This is a genomic window from Streptomyces sp. NPDC045967, from assembly GCF_056430495.1.
In genome coordinates, this window is sequence record NZ_JBWKLE010000008.1 from 42,663 (window position 1) to 59,301 (window position 16,639).

Below are 16,639 nucleotides of genomic sequence, written 5' to 3' on the forward strand. Positions count from 1 at the left end.
GATTACGGGGCGACCGAGGAGTAGTCGGCGAAGCCGCTCGGGTCGTGGCGGCCGAAGCTGCCGTGCTCGAAGATGCCGTGGCCGACCTGCCCGTCGAGGGTGAAGCGGGCCGAGTGGTCGGTGACGCCGAACGCAGCCATGGGGTGGGCGGTGGGGTCGGAGAGGTCGTAGACGCGACGGTCGGTCCAGCCCCGGCCCTGCCAGGTGCCGTGCTGCCAGTCGGCGGCGGGCGGGTAGCCGGCGCCGACGGCGAGGGGGGAGGAGTTGAGTATCTCGACGCCGAGCTCGATCGGTTTGCGGCCGGCGGGGTCGGTCAGGTGGACCAGCGCGCACTCGGGGTGGCGGGTACCGGACCGGTAGGTGATCTCGGTGTGCGGCCAGCCGAGTTGTACGTCATGGCGGCCGCTGCCCTCCGGGAAGACCTGGACGGCTTCGCTCAAGGTGCGGTGTCCGTCGGCGTCCTCCTGGGCGATGACCATGAGGAACCGGTCCTCGAAGCGGACGGGGATCCACAACCAGTGGAATCCCTCCGGGCGGTACTCCTCGGCGGCCCGGCCGCCGTCCTCCCCGGGAATGGGGCGGACGCCCCAACTCCGGTCCCGGGTTCCGGTCCACTCCCCCGGCGTCAGGGTGAACTCCTCGCCCTTGGCCCGGATGGTGCCGGTGACGTGCCCGGCCTGGACGAACCGGCGGCCTTCCAACATCAGCCGGTCGCCGCGCCGCTGGACGTGGTGGGGCTCCCAGACGGCGGGGAACTCGGCGGTCCAGGTGACGTCGTACGCGAGCCCGTCCGGGTCGTCCTGATCGGCGGCGCAGCGCAGGGTCAACTGCCGCAGCGGTATGTCGACGGTGACGGACAACGGGCCCACCGAGAGGTTCATCCGGTCGTCGGTGAGGGCGTCCGAGGCACGGACGGCGAGGAGTTCGTCACCGAGGCGGAGGGTGGCGTAGGCGTCGATGACGCCGGCGTTGGGGTAGACCCCGAGGCCGAGGATCAGGACGGCGCGGCCGGCGTGGTCGAAAACGTGGAAGATGCACCGGTCGTACGCGTTGCGGTCACCGCTGACGAGGTGCTTCATCGAGAGGGGTGCCTGGTGGATGGGGTACTCGTCGAGGGCGATGGGCCGATCTGCGGGCATGACGGGACCTCCGGGGAGGGGGGTGAAGTGGGGCTGACGGCAGGCCGGGGGGGGTGGTGGGCGGAGGCCGGCGGCTGGAGGGTGGTCGGGGGTGGTGGGGGGTGGGGGGTGGGTGGCGGTTGCGACCATGGCTCGAGTGGATATGACGGTACGTCAGAAACCGGGGCGTCGGCCAGGGCTATGGCACAAGCTGCCAGGGCGGCACGGTTGGGCGCAGTGCGGCGCGGCGCGGCGTATGCCGGAGGGGGAGGCGGGGAGGGAAGGGAGGGGCTCGGGGGCTTCGGCGGCAGCCTGATCCCCTCGATGCTCATCAGAGAGGGTTTGGGGGTTTCCCGCCCGTCCCACTGTCTCTCCGGGCCGGGCCGCCCCGTCAAGGGCGCTCCTTCGTCGCGTCGCTGCGCGATGGCCTTCGGCCACCCTTGACAGACCGTCCCACCCCGGAAAGACAAGGACCGGCGGGAACCCCCCAAAAGAACGGTCCACCGGGGTCATGAGCAAGGCCAGCCCCATCAGGGACCTCACTCCTGGCCTCCGGGGCGACCTAACCCACACCAGGCAGCGCCCAGATCCCCACCCAGCGCCCCCAAGGGGGCACGCACCAGATCGCTACACAGTCCCGCACGGCTCAGCGTCCGACGCCCGCCTGTGGCTGGACATAAGCCGCCCACGATCGCTACACGGTCCCTGACGTCGTAGCGTCCGACGGCCGTCTACGGCTGGGAGCAGGCCCGCCCACGATCGCTAAACGGCCCTTGACGTCGTAGCGTCCGACGGCCGTCTACGGCTGGGAGCAGGCCCGCCCACGATTGCGCTACCACGCACGCCCCCACGACGCATCAGCGACTGACTAGGCTTAGTTGCAGGCAAGTTGGAGGCTCTGGAAGGCGGGTGGATCACTTGACGGAGTGGGACGCCGAAAGATTCGGCGCGAGACTCCGGCAGACCGCCATCCGCGCCCTGCCTGCGGTCAACCATCACCCACCCGGTCACGAAGGGGCGCTGCGGAAGCGGCTCACTGACTGTCGCCGAATCGATTTATCGGCCGCAGCGCCGCCAAGTGGCCGCCCACTGGCCCGCGCTTCCGGCCGTCGCTCGCCGAGACGCTTCTGCCGGGCGCTGTCCAGCCGCCGACGGGGGCAGGTGCCGCGATGTGCCTGCCCCCAGCCACAGGCGGCCAGCGGACGCTGGGACATGAGGTGCGGTGTAGCGATCGTGGGCGGCTTGTGTCCAGCCACAGGCGGGCGTCGGACGCTGAGCCGTGCGGGACTGTGTAGCGATCTTGCGCGTGTCTTGGTCGTGGCGCTGGATGAGGATGCGGGCGCTGCCTGGTGTGGGTGGGGCTGGTACCGGAGGCCAGGAGTAGATCTCTGATGGGGGTGGCCTTGCTCATGACCCGGTGGACCGTTCTTCTGGGGGGTTCCCGCCGGTCCTCGTCTTTCCGGGGTGGGACGGCCTGTCAAGGGTGGCCGAAGGCCATCGCGCAGCGACGCGACGAAGGAGCGCCCTTGACGGGGCGGCCCGGCCCGGAGAGACAGTGGGACGGGCGGGAACCCCCCAAACCCTCTCTGATGAGCATTGAGGGGATCAGGCTGCCGCCGAAGCCGAGGCCCAACGCCTCTCCCCCGGGTGCCCCCTCGAACGGATCCCCGGGCGGGGGTGGCGATTACCCGTGGGCGGAGTGTCGCGTTCCCCCGGCATGACCACGGTTGAGACTTCCATGCCACGGACGGGACGCCGACGGCGGCAGGTGCCGCCCGGTTACGAAGAATCGGTTCAGCGCGGCTCGGGGCCCCGGCAGCGGTTCCCCGACCCGCCCATCTACAGTGCCATGATCGCCCGCTGGAGCGAGGACGGCCGGACCGTGCCGGGACGGCGCGACCCGGAGTGGTCCCGGATCGCCGCCTCTCCCATCTGGCCGAACGGTCCGCTCTTCGAAAGCTGACCCGACGGGCCTGTCCGCCCACCGGGCAGCCAGCCCCACCGGGCCACCATCCCCTAGCGCGTCTCCGGCCCCGCCAGGTGGCGGGCGATCACCATGCGCTGGATCTGGTTCGTGCCCTCGACGATCTGGAGCACCTTCGCCTCCCGCATCAGCCGCTCGACCGGGAAGTCCGCCGTGTAGCCGTAGCCGCCGAGGACCTGGACCGCGTCCGTGGTGACCGCCATCGCCGCGTCGGTGCAGAACAGCTTGGCCATCGCCGCCTGCCGGGAGAACGGCTTGCCCGCGTCCCGCAGCCTCGCCGCCGCCAGGTAGAGCGCGCGGCCGGCCTCGATCTTCGTGGCCATGTCGGCCAGCATGAAGCGCAGCCCCTGGAAGTCCGCGATCGGGTGTCCGAACTGCTTGCGGTCCCGCGCGTACGCCACGGCCTCGTCCAGCGCCGCCTGCGCGACACCGATGGCGCACGCGGCGATGCCCAGCCGGCCGGCGTCCAGTGCGGCCAGGGCGATGGAGAAGCCCTGGCCCTCCTCGCCGATGCGGCGCGCGTCGGGCACCCGTACCCCGTCGAAGTGCAGCTGGGCGGTGGGCGAGCCCTTCATGCCCATCTTCTTCTCGGGCACGGCCGCGGTCAGTCCCGCCGCGTCCCCGGGGACCAGGAAGGCGGTGATGCCCTTGGGGCCCTCGACCCCGGTGCGGGCCAGGACAGTGTAGAAGTCGGCGACTCCGCCGTGGGTGATCCACGCCTTGGTACCGGTGATGACCCACTCGGCGCCCCCGTCGGCGCGCACCGCCTTGGTGGTCAGCGAGGCGGCGTCGGAGCCCGCGGCCGGCTCGGAGAGGCAGTACGCGCCGAGCAGGCCACCGCCGAGCATGTCGGGCAGGTGGGCGGCCTGCTGCTCCTTCGTGCCGTAGCCGGCCAGGCCGTGGCAGGCCAGGGAGTGCACGCTGACGCCGAGGCCGACGGTCAGGCGGGCCGCGGCCAGCTCCTCCAGGACCTGGAGGTAGACCTCGTACGGCTGCTCGCCGCCACCGAACTCTCCGGCGTAGGGGAGGCCCAGCAGTCCCGCCTCGGAGAGCAGGGTGAAGATCTCGCGAGGGAAGCTCCCGGCGTCCTCCTCCTCGGCGGCCCGGGGGCGGATCTCCCGCTGGGCGATGTCGCGTACGAGGGCGAGGAGGTCCCGGGACTCCTCGGTGGGCAGCTGACGGTCCACCGTCTGCGGGGCGCGGTCTGTCATGGCAGCGCTCTCCTCCCTGGTCGGGGCACGGCGGCGACGCGTGAGGTGTGGGACGCGTCGCCGGATCTTGGTGCTCTCACAGCCGATGCTGCCCTTCCGGATCACGGAAGGGCCTGTTCAGCGGCTGCGGCGGGTCGAGTATGCCCGATCAGGGGCTTCCCGTCACCGGTGCAAGATCGTCTCGCTGGACGGCCGCTTTCCCGGGGGTGCGCGGAGCGGGGCACTCCGGGACGAACTCCTCGATCACGTGCCAGGTCCGGCGCAGCCGGCGTACTGGGAGCGCCGCGAGCCGGGCCCGGACCGGCTGGTCGGACGCGCCTGCCGCGTCGAGGGCGCCGGTCCACTCCAGGGTGCGGCCCTCGGCCGCGGACGGCCAGCCCGCGAGGCCGGTCAGCCGGCCGTCCGGTCAGCCGGTCGTGACGCGGATCTTGGACTGGCCGTGTCCGAGTCGTTCCCAGTCGTCCATGAGGCGCGCCTTGAGACCGTGGCGGGCGGCGAGGTCCACCAGGGTCTCGGTGCGGTAGTAGAAGTCCTCGCGGAGCACGTGGTGTTCGGGACCCTCGGTCCGGTCGAAGGTGAAGTCGAACCAGCCGCCCGGGGCCAGTACGCGCTCCACGTGCGCCAGGCACTCGTCGATGACGGCGATCGGTGAGTGCGAGAAGACGCTGTGCGCGTGCACCACGTCGAAGTGGCGCTCGGGCAGGAAGTCCAGCGTCAGGTTGCGGGTGATGGTCAGGTGCGGCAGCTTGCCCTGCAGGCGCTGCCTGGTGAGGGTCTCCTTGGCGGAGATGAGGATGTCGGGCGAGATGTCGATGCCGTAGTAGTGGCCGGGGTCGAGGTGCTCGATGAAGCGCCAGCCGGCCCGCAGGTTGCCGCAGCCGATGTCGAGCATGCGGTGGGTGGGCGCGAGCCCGTGCTCCAGCAGGTAGTCGAACTGCATCTTGCCGAGGGCCAGCCAGCGGTCGTGGGTCTGGCTGCCGACGGCGGCCTCGGGGTTGCGGCTGGTGTCGGAGGCCATGACGGCCCGGTAGTAGGACACGTGGTCGGGATGCTTGTGGCGCAGCCAGGCGTCCCGGGCGGCGCGGCGGACGTAGGGGGCGATACGGGTGGGGTTGCGCAGGGCGTAGCGCACCTTGTGGGTGACGCTGGTGCGGTCGGCGTGGAGGTTCTTCTTCGTGGCCATGAGGGTCCCCTGTGGGTGGCGTGGAGGGAGTTCGGATGGCGGTGGAGGGTGGGCTGGGTGCGTCGGAGCGGCGGCCCTCCCGGGCGGGGTCGGGTCGGGTGGGTACGCGCCGTACCGGCGCAGCGCTGCCCGCACGCGGTGGGGGGGAGGCGAAGGGTGCGGGCAGGGCCCGGCACCCGGCGGGGGCGAGCGCACAGACCGCGCGCCACGCGTCGCAGGCCGGGCGCGCGGGGGTCGCAGCGCGTGCGGCCCGGCACGCCGGTCGCCCGGCACCCGGCGCGGGTGGGCGCACGGACCACGCACCGCCCGCCCCCGGGACGAACACGTGCGGGTCGCACAGCGCGTGCGGCACGGCCCGCCGGGTCGCGCGGCACCCGGCGCAGGCCGAGCGTGCGGAGCCGCGCAGCAGGGAAGAAGCGGCGTCGTCGTATGGGGATCGCGCGGCCCGCGCCCGGCCCGGCAGGCGGGCTCGTGTCACACGGCAGGGGCGACGTCCCCCGGGTCGCGGGGCTGGGGGCGCCGGCCGGTCGCCCGTACCGGGCGCGGTCGGCAGGCTGGTCCGCGTCGTGAGCGTCCGTGGTGTCGGGGCGCGAGTCCGTGTCCGGTGGGTCGCCCGGGGATGGGGCAGCGGTGGTGGCGGGCCCGGAGTCCCTGGGCGGCGGGGCGGGTGGTCCGGCGGGCCGGGAGGCGGTGGTGGAAGGCCGGGCGTCCTCGTGCGGCGGGTCGCCCGGCGGGCCGGGCAGCCGTGATGGAAGGCCAGGACCCCATGTGCGGCAGGTCGCCCGGCGGACCGGGCAGCCGTGGTGGGGGGTCGGGAGGCCATGGGCGGCGGGTGGTCCGGCGGGCCGGGCAGCGGTGGAGGTGGGGGTGTGCACGTGGTGTCCTCTCCCGGGCGCCCGTGCCCGGGGGTGCTGGGAGCAACCCGGACACCGTGCTCGACCGCTGCGTCGTTCTCGACCCCGAATGCTCGCCTTCGCTCCCTCGCCGACCGTTGGTGGAATGGTCCGAGGGGGATCCGCGGCGGTCAAACACCCGCGCCGTCCGCGGACGCGGAAACGCCCGTCACGGCGTACGTGACGGGCGCGCGGGGACGGCGGCGGCGAGGGGGTGGAGCGTCAGAACCAGCCGACCTGGGTGACGAACATGGCGACCACCACGACGAGGGTCCAGCCGAGGACGTGCTCCAGCCAGGAGGAGTCCTCGTCCTTGGGTCCGCCGGTGCGGACGAGGGAGCGGACAGGGGCTGCGGCGGCGGCGTTGTGGGCTGTCATGGTGTCCAATGTGCCAGCGTTCGCGGCATTCGCGGGTGAGACGATGCTCACCGGTGGCGTGCGTCACGCCACCGTGCCGGAGGTCCCGTACGCCACGCCCCACCACACACACGGCCGGGCCCCGTCCGCCCGGTTGCGCCGGTGCGGCCGGGACCCGGCCTCGAGACTCCTGCGGAAGCGCGGGCGCGGAGGCCCGGGTCACATGCGCGTGCCCATGCGGTTGCCCCCGCGGTTGTCCCTGCGGCCGGCCATCGCGGCCATCGCGAGGCCGAGGCACAGGGCGACGGCTCCGGTGATGACGTTGCTGACCACCGTGCGGGTGGTGTCCATCTCGCCTGCGATGACCCACGGGGCGATGATCGTCCATGCACCGAGGGCGACCGCGGTCCACGCCATGGCGTGGGTGCGCTCGTAGGCAGAACCCAGACCACCCATGCACAGGCAGAACGCCAGGCCGGCGATCAGGTTGTTGATGGCCAGCGGGGTGAGGGTGCTGAACCCGGCGATCCACGGTGATGCCGCGAGGTACAGGCCGGTGATGAGGGACAGGGCCTCCACCGCTTGCGCCTTCGGGGTGCTGGTCACCCGCTCGAAGCGCGTGCGCATCTCGGCGAGGTCGGGGTGGTGCTCGATGCGTGATGGGGTGGTCATGGCTGGCCGCCTCTCCTAGAGAAGCCTCTTGGGAAGCCTTTATCTGCCACTTACCCCATGATGTCCCGCTTATCCCGACTGCCGGGTCAAAGGTGGACGGGCTGGTTTCCCAGGACTCCGACCGCCCGCAGCGCAGCGATCCTCGCGGGGTCCGGCAGGACGGGGACGTAGAGGTAGCAGACCCCGCCGGCGCCCGAGACCACCTTCCCGGCCGCGTTGTGGCGCCGGGTCCGCAGCCAGACGGTCTCGAATTCACGGCGCACGTAGACCCGGCGTACCGAGGGGTTGTCGGGCGAGTGCGGGTCGTTGGCGACGACGTCCCCGGCCGCCGTGAACCCGGTGACGGCCATCAGGTGGCCGGCCGTGCCGTAGCCGGCGCCGGTGAGTTCCTCGGCGCGGAAGGACTGCGTGGTGATCACCGGGATCCCGGCCCGGACCAGGGTCTCCAGGTCGGTGAGGGACGTGAGGCGGGTGACGACGCCTGCGAGCCCGGGGTGGGTCGCGGCGTAGGCGGCGTTGAACGGCCAGTTGCCGCAGCCCTTGTACGCGGCGTCGTAGGTGGAGCGGGCCGCGTGGCAGACCTGCGGGTCGGAGTAGCGGGGATCGACCCAGGCGGTCGCGGCGGGGTCGGTGCGGTGGCCCCAGTACTCGATGACCATCTGGGAGGAGGTGGGGCTGCACCACGCCTCTCCCCCGTTGTCGTACTGCGGGTAGCGCCCCGTGTGGACCTCCTGGCTGTAGCGCGGGACCCGCAGTTCGCGGGCCGGGCCGGAGGGGGCCGAGGCGGGGACGGTGAAGCGGTCGGGGATGTCGGACGTCATGGCACCGGCCAGCCAGACGGTGGGCCCGCGGTCGGTCCCGGGCACGCGGTCGATCCCGACCGCACCGTCCGCCCCGGGCACGCGGTCGGCTCCGGGCGCACCGCCGATCCCAGGCACACCGCCGGCCCCCGGCCCGAGAAGGGCTCCCGGCCTGCGGTACAGGGTCAGGCGCAGCTGCCAGGCGGTGAAGCGCGGGCCGCCGCCCGGGGCGTCGACGGCCAGGGTGTCGGTGCGGACACTGGAGCGGCCGTCGGTCTGGCCGTCCACGGAGGCGCGGCGGATGTCGTCCTCCCCGGAGGCCCAGCGGCCCATGACGTACCAGGGTGTGGTGGTGCCGTCGTCGTAGGTGCCGCGCAGTTCGATCTGGATCCAGGTCCCGGCGGGGGTGCGGGCGTTCCAGGAGGCGACGGCCTCGGTGGCGGGGACGGCCGAGCGGTGCACGGGCGAGGTCCAGGTGGCGTACTCCCAGGTGCTCCTCCTGCCGGTGTGCGGGTCGGCGTACTCGCTCCGGCCGGCCGGGGTCGCGAACTGGAGGCCCGGCCGTGGCCCGGCGGTGGCGGCGGTGCCGCGGTGCGTGCCGGCCGCCCAGTGGGCGTAGGAGAACCAGAACCGGTTGTCCACGGTGCGGCGCGGGCCCTGGGGGGTGGCCGGGATGGAGGCGGCGGAGGCGCTGCCGCCGCCGGCGGTGGCGGCCGTGGCGGTGGCGGCGACCGCGAGCGCAGCGACGAGTACGGCCCTGCGCGGTGTGGGTGCGGTCATCGCGGGGTTCCCCCAGGTGGGTCGGTGCGTGGGTGCTCACCCTTCCAGTTCCCGGCGGCAGCGGGCCGAAGCCGCGTGCCGTGTCGGCCCTGTCTAGGCTGGTCGGGTGGAGCCGCACTTGTCACTCGCATCCCACGCGCGGGAGTCACTCGAACCCCTCGCGCGGGAGTTGCGCGCGCTGTCCCCGTCCCTCGGCCCGGTGCGGCTCGTCGGGGTGGACGGGCACGCCGGTTCGGGGAAGAGCACGTTCGCCGGGCGGCTCGCTGACGCTCTGGGCGGGGCCCCGGTGCTGCACCTGGACGACGTGGCCACGCACGAGGAGTTGTTCGGCTGGTTCGAGCGGCTGCGCGCGCAGGTGCTGGAGCCGCTGGGTGCCGGCCGGCCCGCGCACTGGGCCCCCTATGACTGGACGGAGCGCCGCTTCGGCCCGCAGCGGGTGCTGGAGCCCGCGCCGGTGGTCCTCGTGGAGGGGGTGGGGGCCGGACGGCGGGCGCTGCGCCCGCATCTGGCGCGGTTGCTGTGGATGGAGACGCCGCGCTCGCAGTCGTGGGGGCGGGGGCGGAACCGGGACGGGCGTGAACTCTCCGATTTCTGGGACGGATGGGAGCGCGCGGAGCTCGCGCACTTCTCGGATGATCCTTCGCGCCCCTTCGCGGACGTCCTGGTGCGCCAGAGCGGTACGGGATACGAGTGGTATTCCGGGACGGGTGCGACGGCCCGAACACCGGCTTTTCGTCACCGACCGTAACGGACTCCCCCGGGCCCGAGCCGTCCCGGAGCGCCGCTCCGCCGGGGTTCCACCGGCCTTCTTGACCCGGGGACCGCAGCAGCCTTACGTTCTCCATGCGGGGCTTTTACCGGCCGCCGCGCATGCGGAGCCCCCGATTGTTCCCCCGTGATCGGGGGCTTCGTCCTGCTCCGGAACACCTCGGACCTTCACCCTGAGTCACCTGGCCGGTCCCGGACACGCCCGTGATGCGGCCCGCCGCACCCTACGTAAGGTGCGTAACCGCAGGTACGATGCAGCCCTGATTTCATCGGCGCCAGGACAACTCACGCACTCCGCGCGGGGGTTGCCGCGCACCACGGGGGCAGGCTTGTGGGGGACGTGATGGATTTCGGCACGCCGGGCAGCACGCGCGCCCCGGCCGAACTCGCCTGGCTGCGCGGGGTCGACGCCTGCACCATGGGCGCCTATCCGCAGGCCGAGGAGGAGTTCCGGGCGGCCGTGCGGCTCGATCCCACGATGGCCGACGCCTGGCTGGGTCTGCACGCGCTGCGGGTGGACACCACCGACGCGTTATTGCGCATGTACGCACACCGCGACCGCTTCGGCGAGCAGCGGGCCCGGCACCGGAGGACGCTGAACTCCTGGTACTGGTTGGGCTGGTGGGTGCAGCCGGTGCTGGAGAGCCCGCGGGACCTGCTGCTGGCCCACGCCTCGCACTGGCTGGACGGCCGCCACGTTCCCGAGCTGGACCGGGCGCTCGCCGCCCTGCCCCCGGTGGACACCGATCCGCAGGTTCGCTTCCTGCACGCCTGCCGGGCCTACCTGGTCAAGGACTGGGAGCAACTGGTGCGGCACACCGAGCCGTTGGTGGACGATCCGCTGCTGGGCATCGAGGCGGGGCTGTTCGGCGGGATGGCGCGGGTCCGGCTGGAGATGTACGGGCAGGCGGCGCCGATGCTGTCGGCGGCGCTGCTGCGCTGCCGCAGCGAGCAGCCGCAGCGCAAGGAGCTGCGTTACTGGCTGGCGCGGGCGCACGAGGGGACGGGGCGCAGTGCGGCGGCGCTGCCGCTGTACCGGGCGGTGCACCGGGTGGACCCGGCGTTCATGGACACCGCGGCGCGGCTGACGGCCATCGAGGACGGCGACGACTCCGACGGCATGGCCGGGATGGCGGGCTACTCCGGGCCGACGGGCTACGGCGGGCACGGCCCCTCCCCCGCGGGCGGGGACCTCGCGGCGGTGGCGCTGGGCGGGGGCGGGCCGGTGCAGGACGTCGCGGCGGACGGCCAGGCGGAGCCCGATCCATTGGGCGCGGCACCGCCGTCCGCGGGCCGGGTGGAGGGCGCGCGGCGCAAGGTGTCCGTCCCGCCGCAGGGCGCGCCCGCGGGGCTGCCGGCGGGGCCCGCCGATCCGGAGGCGCTTGCCGAGGCGCTGGCGGAGCTGGAGCGGATGGTGGGGCTGGAGCCGGTCAAACGGCAGGTGAAGGCGCTGTCGGCGCAGCTGCACATGGCGCGGCTGCGGGCCGCGCAGGGGCTGCCGGTGCATCCGCCGAAGCGGCACTTCGTCTTCTCCGGGCCGTCGGGTACGGGCAAGACGACGGTGGCCCGGATCCTGGGTCGGGTGTTCTATGCGCTGGGCCTGCTGGGCGGCGACCATCTGGTGGAGGCGCAACGGGCCGACCTGGTGGGCGAGTTCCTGGGGCAGACCGCCGTGAAGGCGAACGAGCTGATCGATTCGGCGATCGGCGGGGTGCTGTTCGTGGACGAGGCGTACTCGCTGTCCAATTCGGGCTACAGCAAGGGCGACGCGTACGGGGACGAGGCCCTGCAGGTGCTGTTGAAGCGCGCCGAGGACAACAGGGACAGCCTGGTGGTGATCCTGGCGGGCTATCCGGCCGGGATGGACCGGCTGCTGTCGGCCAATCCGGGGCTGTCCTCGCGGTTCACCTCCCGGGTGGACTTCCCCAGTTACCGGCCGCCGGAGCTGACGGCGATCGGCGGGGTGCTGGCGGAGGCGAACGGGGACCGGTGGGACGAGGAGGCGCTGGAGGAGCTGCGCAGCATCAGCGGGCACGTGGTGGAGCAGGGGTGGATCGACGAGCTGGGCAACGGCCGGTTCCTGCGGACCTTGTACGAGAAGAGCTGCGCGTACCGGGACCTGCGGCTGGCCGGGTTCCCCGGGGACCCCTCCCGTGACGACCTCGCCACGCTGAGGCTGCCGGACCTGATGCAGGCCTACGGCGAGGTCCTGTCGGGCCGCGGCCCCCAGGACCGCTCCGAGCCGCCCCGGTGAAGCGGGGCGGGGCTCCCCCGCCCCGCCCGTCGCGCTCCCGGCAGGACCGCTCCCCCGGTTTCGGCGGCCGTCACGCCGGGTCCCGGGGGCCGGTCCTCAGCGGCGCCCCGCCGGGACCCGGTGGGCCGGGTCGCGGACCTCGCCGACCAGCATCTCCAGCACGTCCTCCAGGGCGACGAGGCCGAGCACCCGGCCCGCCGGATCCGCGACCTGCGCCAGGTGGGTGGCGTCGCGCCGCATGAGGGTGAGGGCGTCGTCCAGCGGCAGGGTCGCCGACAGCGTCGGCATCCGGCGCCACACGCGCTGGGGCACGGCCCGTTGCCGTTCCTCCAGATCCAGGACGTCCTTCACGTGCAGGTAGTAGCCCATGAAGGCGCCGCCCGCCGCCCGGACGGGAAAGCGTGAGTAGCCGGTGCGGACCGTCAGCTGCTCGATCTGCCGCGGGGTGGCGGACGGGTCCACGGTGACCAGGCGGCCGGACGCGAGGAGGACGTCGGTGACCCGGCGGCTGCCGAGTTCGAGGGCGTCCTCCAGGCGTTCCTGCTCACCGGGTTCCAGGAGGCCCGCCTGCCGGGAGTCCTCGACGAGGCGGCCCAGTTGGGCACGGGTGTAGACGGCCTCGACCTCGTCCTTCGGCTCGACCTTGAAGAGCCGCAGGACCAGCGTGGCGCAGGCGCCCAGCGCGGTGGTGACCGGCCCGCACAGCCGTGCGAAGGCGACCAGGCCGGGGCTGAACCACAGGGCCGTCTTCTCGGGGGCGGCCATGGCGAGGTTCTTGGGGACCATCTCGCCGATGACCAGGTGCAGGAAGACCACGGCGGCGAGCGCGAGGGCGTAGCCGAGGGGGTGGATCAGGCCCTGCGGGACGTGGACCGCGTGGAAGACGGGCTCCAGCAGCCGGGCCACGGTGGGTTCGGCGACCGCGCCGAGGGTGAGGGAGCAGACGGTGATGCCGAACTGCGCGGCGGCCATCATGCGGGGCAGGTTCTCCAGGCCGTGGAGCACTTGGCGAGCCCGCTTCGAGTTCGCCGCGAGCGGTTCGATCTGGCTGCGCCGTACGGAGACGAGCGCGAACTCGGCGCCCACGAAGAAGCCGTTGGCGAGGACGAGGGCCACGGCGAAGAGGAGCTGGAGCGCGTTCACCGGGAAGCCCCTTCCAGCTCGGCCGGCTGCGGCACCGGGCCACCGGAGGCGGCGTGGCCCGCATGGTCGCCGTGACCGGCGTGGCTGCCGTGGTCGCCGGTGACGGGGACGGCCGCGGGAGCGCCGGGGGCTGCCCCGTAGGAGCCCGCCGCGGGGACCGCCGCGAGCCGGACCAGCCGGACCCGCTCGGCGCGGTTGCGGCCGACCTGGCGGACGGACAGCCGCCAGCCGGGGAGCTCCGCGCGGTCCCCGGGGGCGGGGATCCGGCCGAGGAGGTCCGCGACGAGGCCGGCGACGGTCTCGTACGGCCCCTCGGGCACGTCCAGACCTATCCGGCGCAGGGTCTGCACCCGGCAGCTTCCGTCGGCCTCCCAGGACGGGCGGCCGTCCTCCGTCGGTACGGCGGCCAGCTCGGGGCCGTCGTCGTCCGCGAGGTCGTGCTCGTCGCGGACCTCTCCGACGAGTTCCTCCACGATGTCCTCCAAGGTGACGACGCCGGCGGTGCCGCCGTACTCGTCGACGACCACGGCCATCGGCTGTTCGCTGCGCAGCCGCTCCAGCAGCGGCTGCACCGGCAGGGAGCCGGGCACCAGCAGCGGGGCGACGCTGATGCGGCCCACGGTGGTGCGGGCGCGCTCCGGCTCCGGCACGGCGAGGGCGTCCTTGAGGTGGACCACGCCGGTGATCTCGTCGATGCGGTCCCGGTAGACCGGGAAGCGGGACAGGCCGGTGGCGCGGGTGAGGTTGAGCACGTCGGCCGCGGTGGCCGTGTGCATCAGGGCGCTGACCTTCACCCGGGGGGTCATCACGTGCTGCGCCGTGAGGTCGCCCAGCGAGAGGGTCCGTACGAAGAGGTCGGCGGTGTCCTGTTCCAGGGCTCCGGCCTGGGCCGAATGGCGGACCAGGGAGACCAGTTCGCCGGGGGTGCGGGCGGAGGCCATCTCCTCGGTCGGTTCCACGCCGAGCGCCCGCACCAGCCGGTTGGCAACGGCGTTGAGGCCGGCGATGACCGGCCGGAGGGCGCACGAGAAGGCGTTCTGGGGACCGGCGACGAAGCGGGCCACCTGCAGGGGCCGCGAGACCGCCCAGTTCTTCGGTACGAGCTCGCCGACGACCATCTGGACGGCGGAGGCGAGCAGCATGCCGATCACCACGGCGACGCCGCCGGCGGCGCCCTCGGGGAGGCCGGTCGCGGTGAGCGGCCCGGCCAGCAGGGCGGCCAGGGCCGGTTCGGCGAGCATGCCGACGACGAGGGAGGTGATGGTGATGCCGAGCTGGGTGCCGGAGAGCTGGAAGGACAGCTCGCGCAGGGCGCGCACGACCGTGCGGGCACGGCGGTCGCCGTCGGCGGCGGCGCGTTCGGCCTCGGGCCTCTCGACGGTGACGAGCCCGAATTCGGCTGCCACGAAGAAGCCGTTGGCGAGGATCAGGACGAAGGCCGCGCCGAGCAGGAGTAGCGGGGTGGTCATGCCGCCGCCTCCGTGGGGAGGGCGGCGCGGATATTACCGGACGATCCGTCCATTGCTGGAGGGAGTCACTCCTCGAGTAGCAGGGTGCCCGCGGGCCCGGTGGGGCCCGGGACGCGTGGGAGGGCGCATGGCTGCGCCCCGCCACCAGGGTAGTCATTGGGATCGCGGCCGCAACGGTACGCGGCCACGAGGATCAGCGGACTCAGCGGTCGGTGGCTCCGGTGCCCCTGGTCTCGACGAGGGCGCGCAGGGCGCGGGCGTCGCCGATCGCCTGGGCCTTGGCCACGCCCGGCTGGATGCCGAGGGCGGGCAGGCTGGTGCCGTCGCTGAGGTCGAGGAACACCCAGGGGTCGCCCGGGCGGAGGTTGACGCGCAGGATCTGCGCCCACTCCAGGCGTCGGGTGGTGGTGAGGTTGACGACGGTGACCCCGGCTTCGTCCGCGACCACCTTGGGGCGGCTGAGCAGGATGAGGACGGAGCTCAGCAGGGCCGCGGTGAAGACGAAGCTGATGCGCTCCCCCGGGCTGAGGGCTTCCAGCAGGAAGGCGATCGTCGTGATGGTGGCGAACATGACGAGCCCGACGCTCAGCAGGACGGCCCGGGTGCGGGTCGGCCGGAAGGTGACCGGCAGGGCGGGCGGTGCGGGCTGGGCGGCGGGCTCGGTCATGGTGTGCGCTCGGTTCTGCGAGAGGTTCTGCGAGAGGTTCCTGCGGCGCCAGCGAGGTGTTCTGCGCGAGGCCCGGCGTTTGGGGGGCGGCGGAGGGTCAGAGCCGGCAGGCGTGGATCGAGGTGGTGAGGATCGCGCGCGCGCCGAGCTCGTAGAGGTCGTCCATGATCCGCTGGGCCTCCTTGGCCGGGACCATGGCGCGGACCGCGACCCAGCCCTCGTTGTGCAGCGGGGAGACGGTCGGCGACTCCAGGCCCGGGGTGAGGGCGACCGCGCGCTCCAGGTGCTCGGCGCGGCAGTCGTAGTCCATCATCACGTAGCTGCGGGCGACCAGGACGCCCTGGAGGCGGCGCAGGAACTGCTGGGCGCGGGGGTCTTCCACGTCGGTTCCGTTGCCGCGGATGACGACGGCCTCGGAGGTGAGGATCGGTTCGCCGATGACTTCGAGTCCGGCGTTGCGCAGGCTGGTGCCGGTCTCGACGACGTCCGCGATGATCTGGGCGACACCGAGCTGGATGGCGGTCTCGACCGCCCCGTCGAGGTGGACGACGGAGGCGTCGATGCCCTTCTCGGCGAGGTGCTTGGCGACGATTCCCTCGTACGAGGTCGCGATGGTCATCCCGTGGAAGTCCTCGGGGCCCTTCGCGGTGCCGGGGAGGGTCGCGTAGCGGAAGGTGGAGCGGCCGAAGTTCAGCGCGAGGATCTCCTCGGCGCTGGCGCCGGAGTCCAGGAGCAGGTCGCGGCCGGTGATGCCGATGTCGAGGCGGCCGGAGGCGACGTAGATCGCGATGTCCTTGGGGCGGAGGTAGAAGAACTCCACCTCGTTCTCGGGGTCGACGACCACGAGCTCCTTGGACTCCTTGCGCATCCGGTAGCCGGCCTCATGGAGCATCGCCGACGCCGGTCCGGAGAGTGAACCCTTGTTGGGGACGGCGATGCGCAGCATGGGGCTTCCTTCGGTGCGTGGGGTACGCGGATACACGGACGGGTGAACGGGTCACGCGGGCGGTGTCGGGCCCGCGCCCGGATCAGAGGTGGGCGTAGACGTCGTCGAGGGAGATCCCGCGCGCCACCATCATCACCTGGACGTGGTAGAGCAGCTGGGAGATCTCCTCGGCGGCGGCTTCCGGGCCCTCGTACTCGGCGGCCATCCAGACCTCGGCGGCCTCTTCGACGACCTTCTTGCCGATGGCATGGACTCCCTTGCCGACGAGCTCGGCGGTACGGGAGGTGCTGGGGTCGCCGTTGGCCTTGCTCTGGAGCTCGGTGAAGAGCTCCTCGAAGGTCTTGGAGGGTGTGTTCGCCATGATGGTCCTCAGAATACGGGGTTCCCGCGCGCC

Annotated in this window: 13 protein-coding genes; 2 read left to right on the forward strand and 11 right to left on the reverse strand. The window is 73.0% G+C overall.

From position 1 onward, the window contains the following. Positions 1–2: 2 nt before the first annotated feature. The 6 genes from AC07FY_RS17905 to AC07FY_RS17930 all read right to left on the reverse strand — a co-directional run bounded on the left by AC07FY_RS17905 (position 3) and on the right by AC07FY_RS17930 (position 8,998). Entirely contained in the window at positions 3–1,139 is a 1,137-nt protein-coding gene (locus tag AC07FY_RS17905) for an Rv3169 family protein (protein WP_479007207.1), read from the reverse strand. A 1,995-nt stretch (positions 1,140–3,134) separates the two neighbouring features. Then, a complete protein-coding gene (locus AC07FY_RS17910) occupies positions 3,135–4,313 on the reverse strand; it encodes an acyl-CoA dehydrogenase family protein (protein ID WP_479007210.1) in 1,179 nt (392 codons plus the stop codon). Positions 4,314–4,719: 406 nt separating this feature from the next. After that, a complete protein-coding gene (locus tag AC07FY_RS17915; RefSeq protein WP_479007213.1) occupies positions 4,720–5,496 on the reverse strand; it encodes a class I SAM-dependent methyltransferase in 777 nt (258 codons plus the stop codon). Positions 5,497–6,611: 1,115 nt separating this feature from the next. Beyond that, entirely contained in the window at positions 6,612–6,767 is a 156-nt protein-coding gene (locus tag AC07FY_RS17920; RefSeq protein WP_479007216.1) for an SCO1431 family membrane protein, read from the reverse strand. Between the two features lie 198 nt (positions 6,768–6,965). Further along, positions 6,966–7,418, reverse strand: a complete 453-nt coding sequence (locus tag AC07FY_RS17925) for an SPW repeat protein (RefSeq protein ID WP_479007218.1) — start codon at positions 7,416–7,418, stop codon at positions 6,966–6,968. 86 nt (positions 7,419–7,504) lie between these two features. Next, positions 7,505–8,998 (reverse strand): peptidase C39 family protein, encoded by a 1,494-nt coding sequence (locus AC07FY_RS17930; RefSeq protein WP_479007221.1) that lies wholly within the window; start codon positions 8,996–8,998, stop codon positions 7,505–7,507. A gap of 118 nt (positions 8,999–9,116) precedes the next feature. On the opposite strand from AC07FY_RS17930, the gene AC07FY_RS17935 reads away from it, so the two are divergent. Then, positions 9,117–9,746: a uridine kinase family protein gene (locus AC07FY_RS17935; protein WP_479007224.1), complete on the forward strand. Its 630-nt coding sequence runs from the start codon at positions 9,117–9,119 to the stop codon at positions 9,744–9,746. Between the two features lie 363 nt (positions 9,747–10,109). Then, positions 10,110–12,020: an AAA family ATPase gene (locus tag AC07FY_RS17940; RefSeq protein ID WP_479007226.1), complete on the forward strand. Its 1,911-nt coding sequence runs from the start codon at positions 10,110–10,112 to the stop codon at positions 12,018–12,020. A gap of 96 nt (positions 12,021–12,116) precedes the next feature. On the opposite strand, the gene AC07FY_RS17945 is transcribed toward AC07FY_RS17940, so the two are convergent. The 5 genes from AC07FY_RS17945 to AC07FY_RS17965 form a co-directional block, all read right to left on the reverse strand. Continuing rightward, positions 12,117–13,163, reverse strand: a complete 1,047-nt coding sequence (locus tag AC07FY_RS17945) for a hemolysin family protein (RefSeq protein WP_479007229.1) — start codon at positions 13,161–13,163, stop codon at positions 12,117–12,119. Beyond that, the gene (locus AC07FY_RS17950; RefSeq protein WP_479007232.1) at positions 13,160–14,632 is read right to left on the reverse strand and encodes a hemolysin family protein; all 1,473 of its coding nucleotides are present in this window, start codon (positions 14,630–14,632) and stop codon (positions 13,160–13,162) included. The genes AC07FY_RS17945 and AC07FY_RS17950 overlap by 4 nt, the downstream gene beginning before the upstream one ends. Before the next feature lie 202 nt (positions 14,633–14,834). Next, positions 14,835–15,299, reverse strand: a complete 465-nt coding sequence (locus AC07FY_RS17955) for a PH domain-containing protein (RefSeq protein WP_479007235.1) — start codon at positions 15,297–15,299, stop codon at positions 14,835–14,837. A gap of 97 nt (positions 15,300–15,396) precedes the next feature. Then, the gene (gene hisG / locus AC07FY_RS17960) at positions 15,397–16,245 is read right to left on the reverse strand and encodes an ATP phosphoribosyltransferase (protein WP_479007238.1); all 849 of its coding nucleotides are present in this window, start codon (positions 16,243–16,245) and stop codon (positions 15,397–15,399) included. An 82-nt stretch (positions 16,246–16,327) separates the two neighbouring features. Beyond that, positions 16,328–16,606 (reverse strand): phosphoribosyl-ATP diphosphatase, encoded by a 279-nt coding sequence (locus AC07FY_RS17965; protein WP_479007241.1) that lies wholly within the window; start codon positions 16,604–16,606, stop codon positions 16,328–16,330. Between the last annotated feature and the right edge of the window lie 33 nt (positions 16,607–16,639).

Excerpts from the sequence above, each read along its gene's own strand:
- AC07FY_RS17905 (WP_479007207.1), bottom strand. The coding sequence starts at position 1,139 with ATGCCCGCAGATCGGCCCATCGCCCTCGACGAGTACCCCATCCACCAG.
- AC07FY_RS17910 (WP_479007210.1), bottom strand. The coding sequence starts at position 4,313 with ATGACAGACCGCGCCCCGCAGACGGTGGACCGTCAGCTGCCCACCGAG.
- AC07FY_RS17915 (WP_479007213.1), bottom strand. The coding sequence starts at position 5,496 with ATGGCCACGAAGAAGAACCTCCACGCCGACCGCACCAGCGTCACCCAC.
- AC07FY_RS17920 (WP_479007216.1), bottom strand. The coding sequence starts at position 6,767 with ATGACAGCCCACAACGCCGCCGCCGCAGCCCCTGTCCGCTCCCTCGTC.
- AC07FY_RS17925 (WP_479007218.1), bottom strand. The coding sequence starts at position 7,418 with ATGACCACCCCATCACGCATCGAGCACCACCCCGACCTCGCCGAGATG.
- AC07FY_RS17930 (WP_479007221.1), bottom strand. The coding sequence starts at position 8,998 with ATGACCGCACCCACACCGCGCAGGGCCGTACTCGTCGCTGCGCTCGCG.
- AC07FY_RS17940 (WP_479007226.1), top strand. The coding sequence starts at position 10,110 with ATGGATTTCGGCACGCCGGGCAGCACGCGCGCCCCGGCCGAACTCGCC.
- AC07FY_RS17950 (WP_479007232.1), bottom strand. The coding sequence starts at position 14,632 with ATGACCACCCCGCTACTCCTGCTCGGCGCGGCCTTCGTCCTGATCCTC.
- AC07FY_RS17955 (WP_479007235.1), bottom strand. The coding sequence starts at position 15,299 with ATGACCGAGCCCGCCGCCCAGCCCGCACCGCCCGCCCTGCCGGTCACC.
- hisG (WP_479007238.1), bottom strand. The coding sequence starts at position 16,245 with ATGCTGCGCATCGCCGTCCCCAACAAGGGTTCACTCTCCGGACCGGCG.
- AC07FY_RS17965 (WP_479007241.1), bottom strand. The coding sequence starts at position 16,606 with ATGGCGAACACACCCTCCAAGACCTTCGAGGAGCTCTTCACCGAGCTC.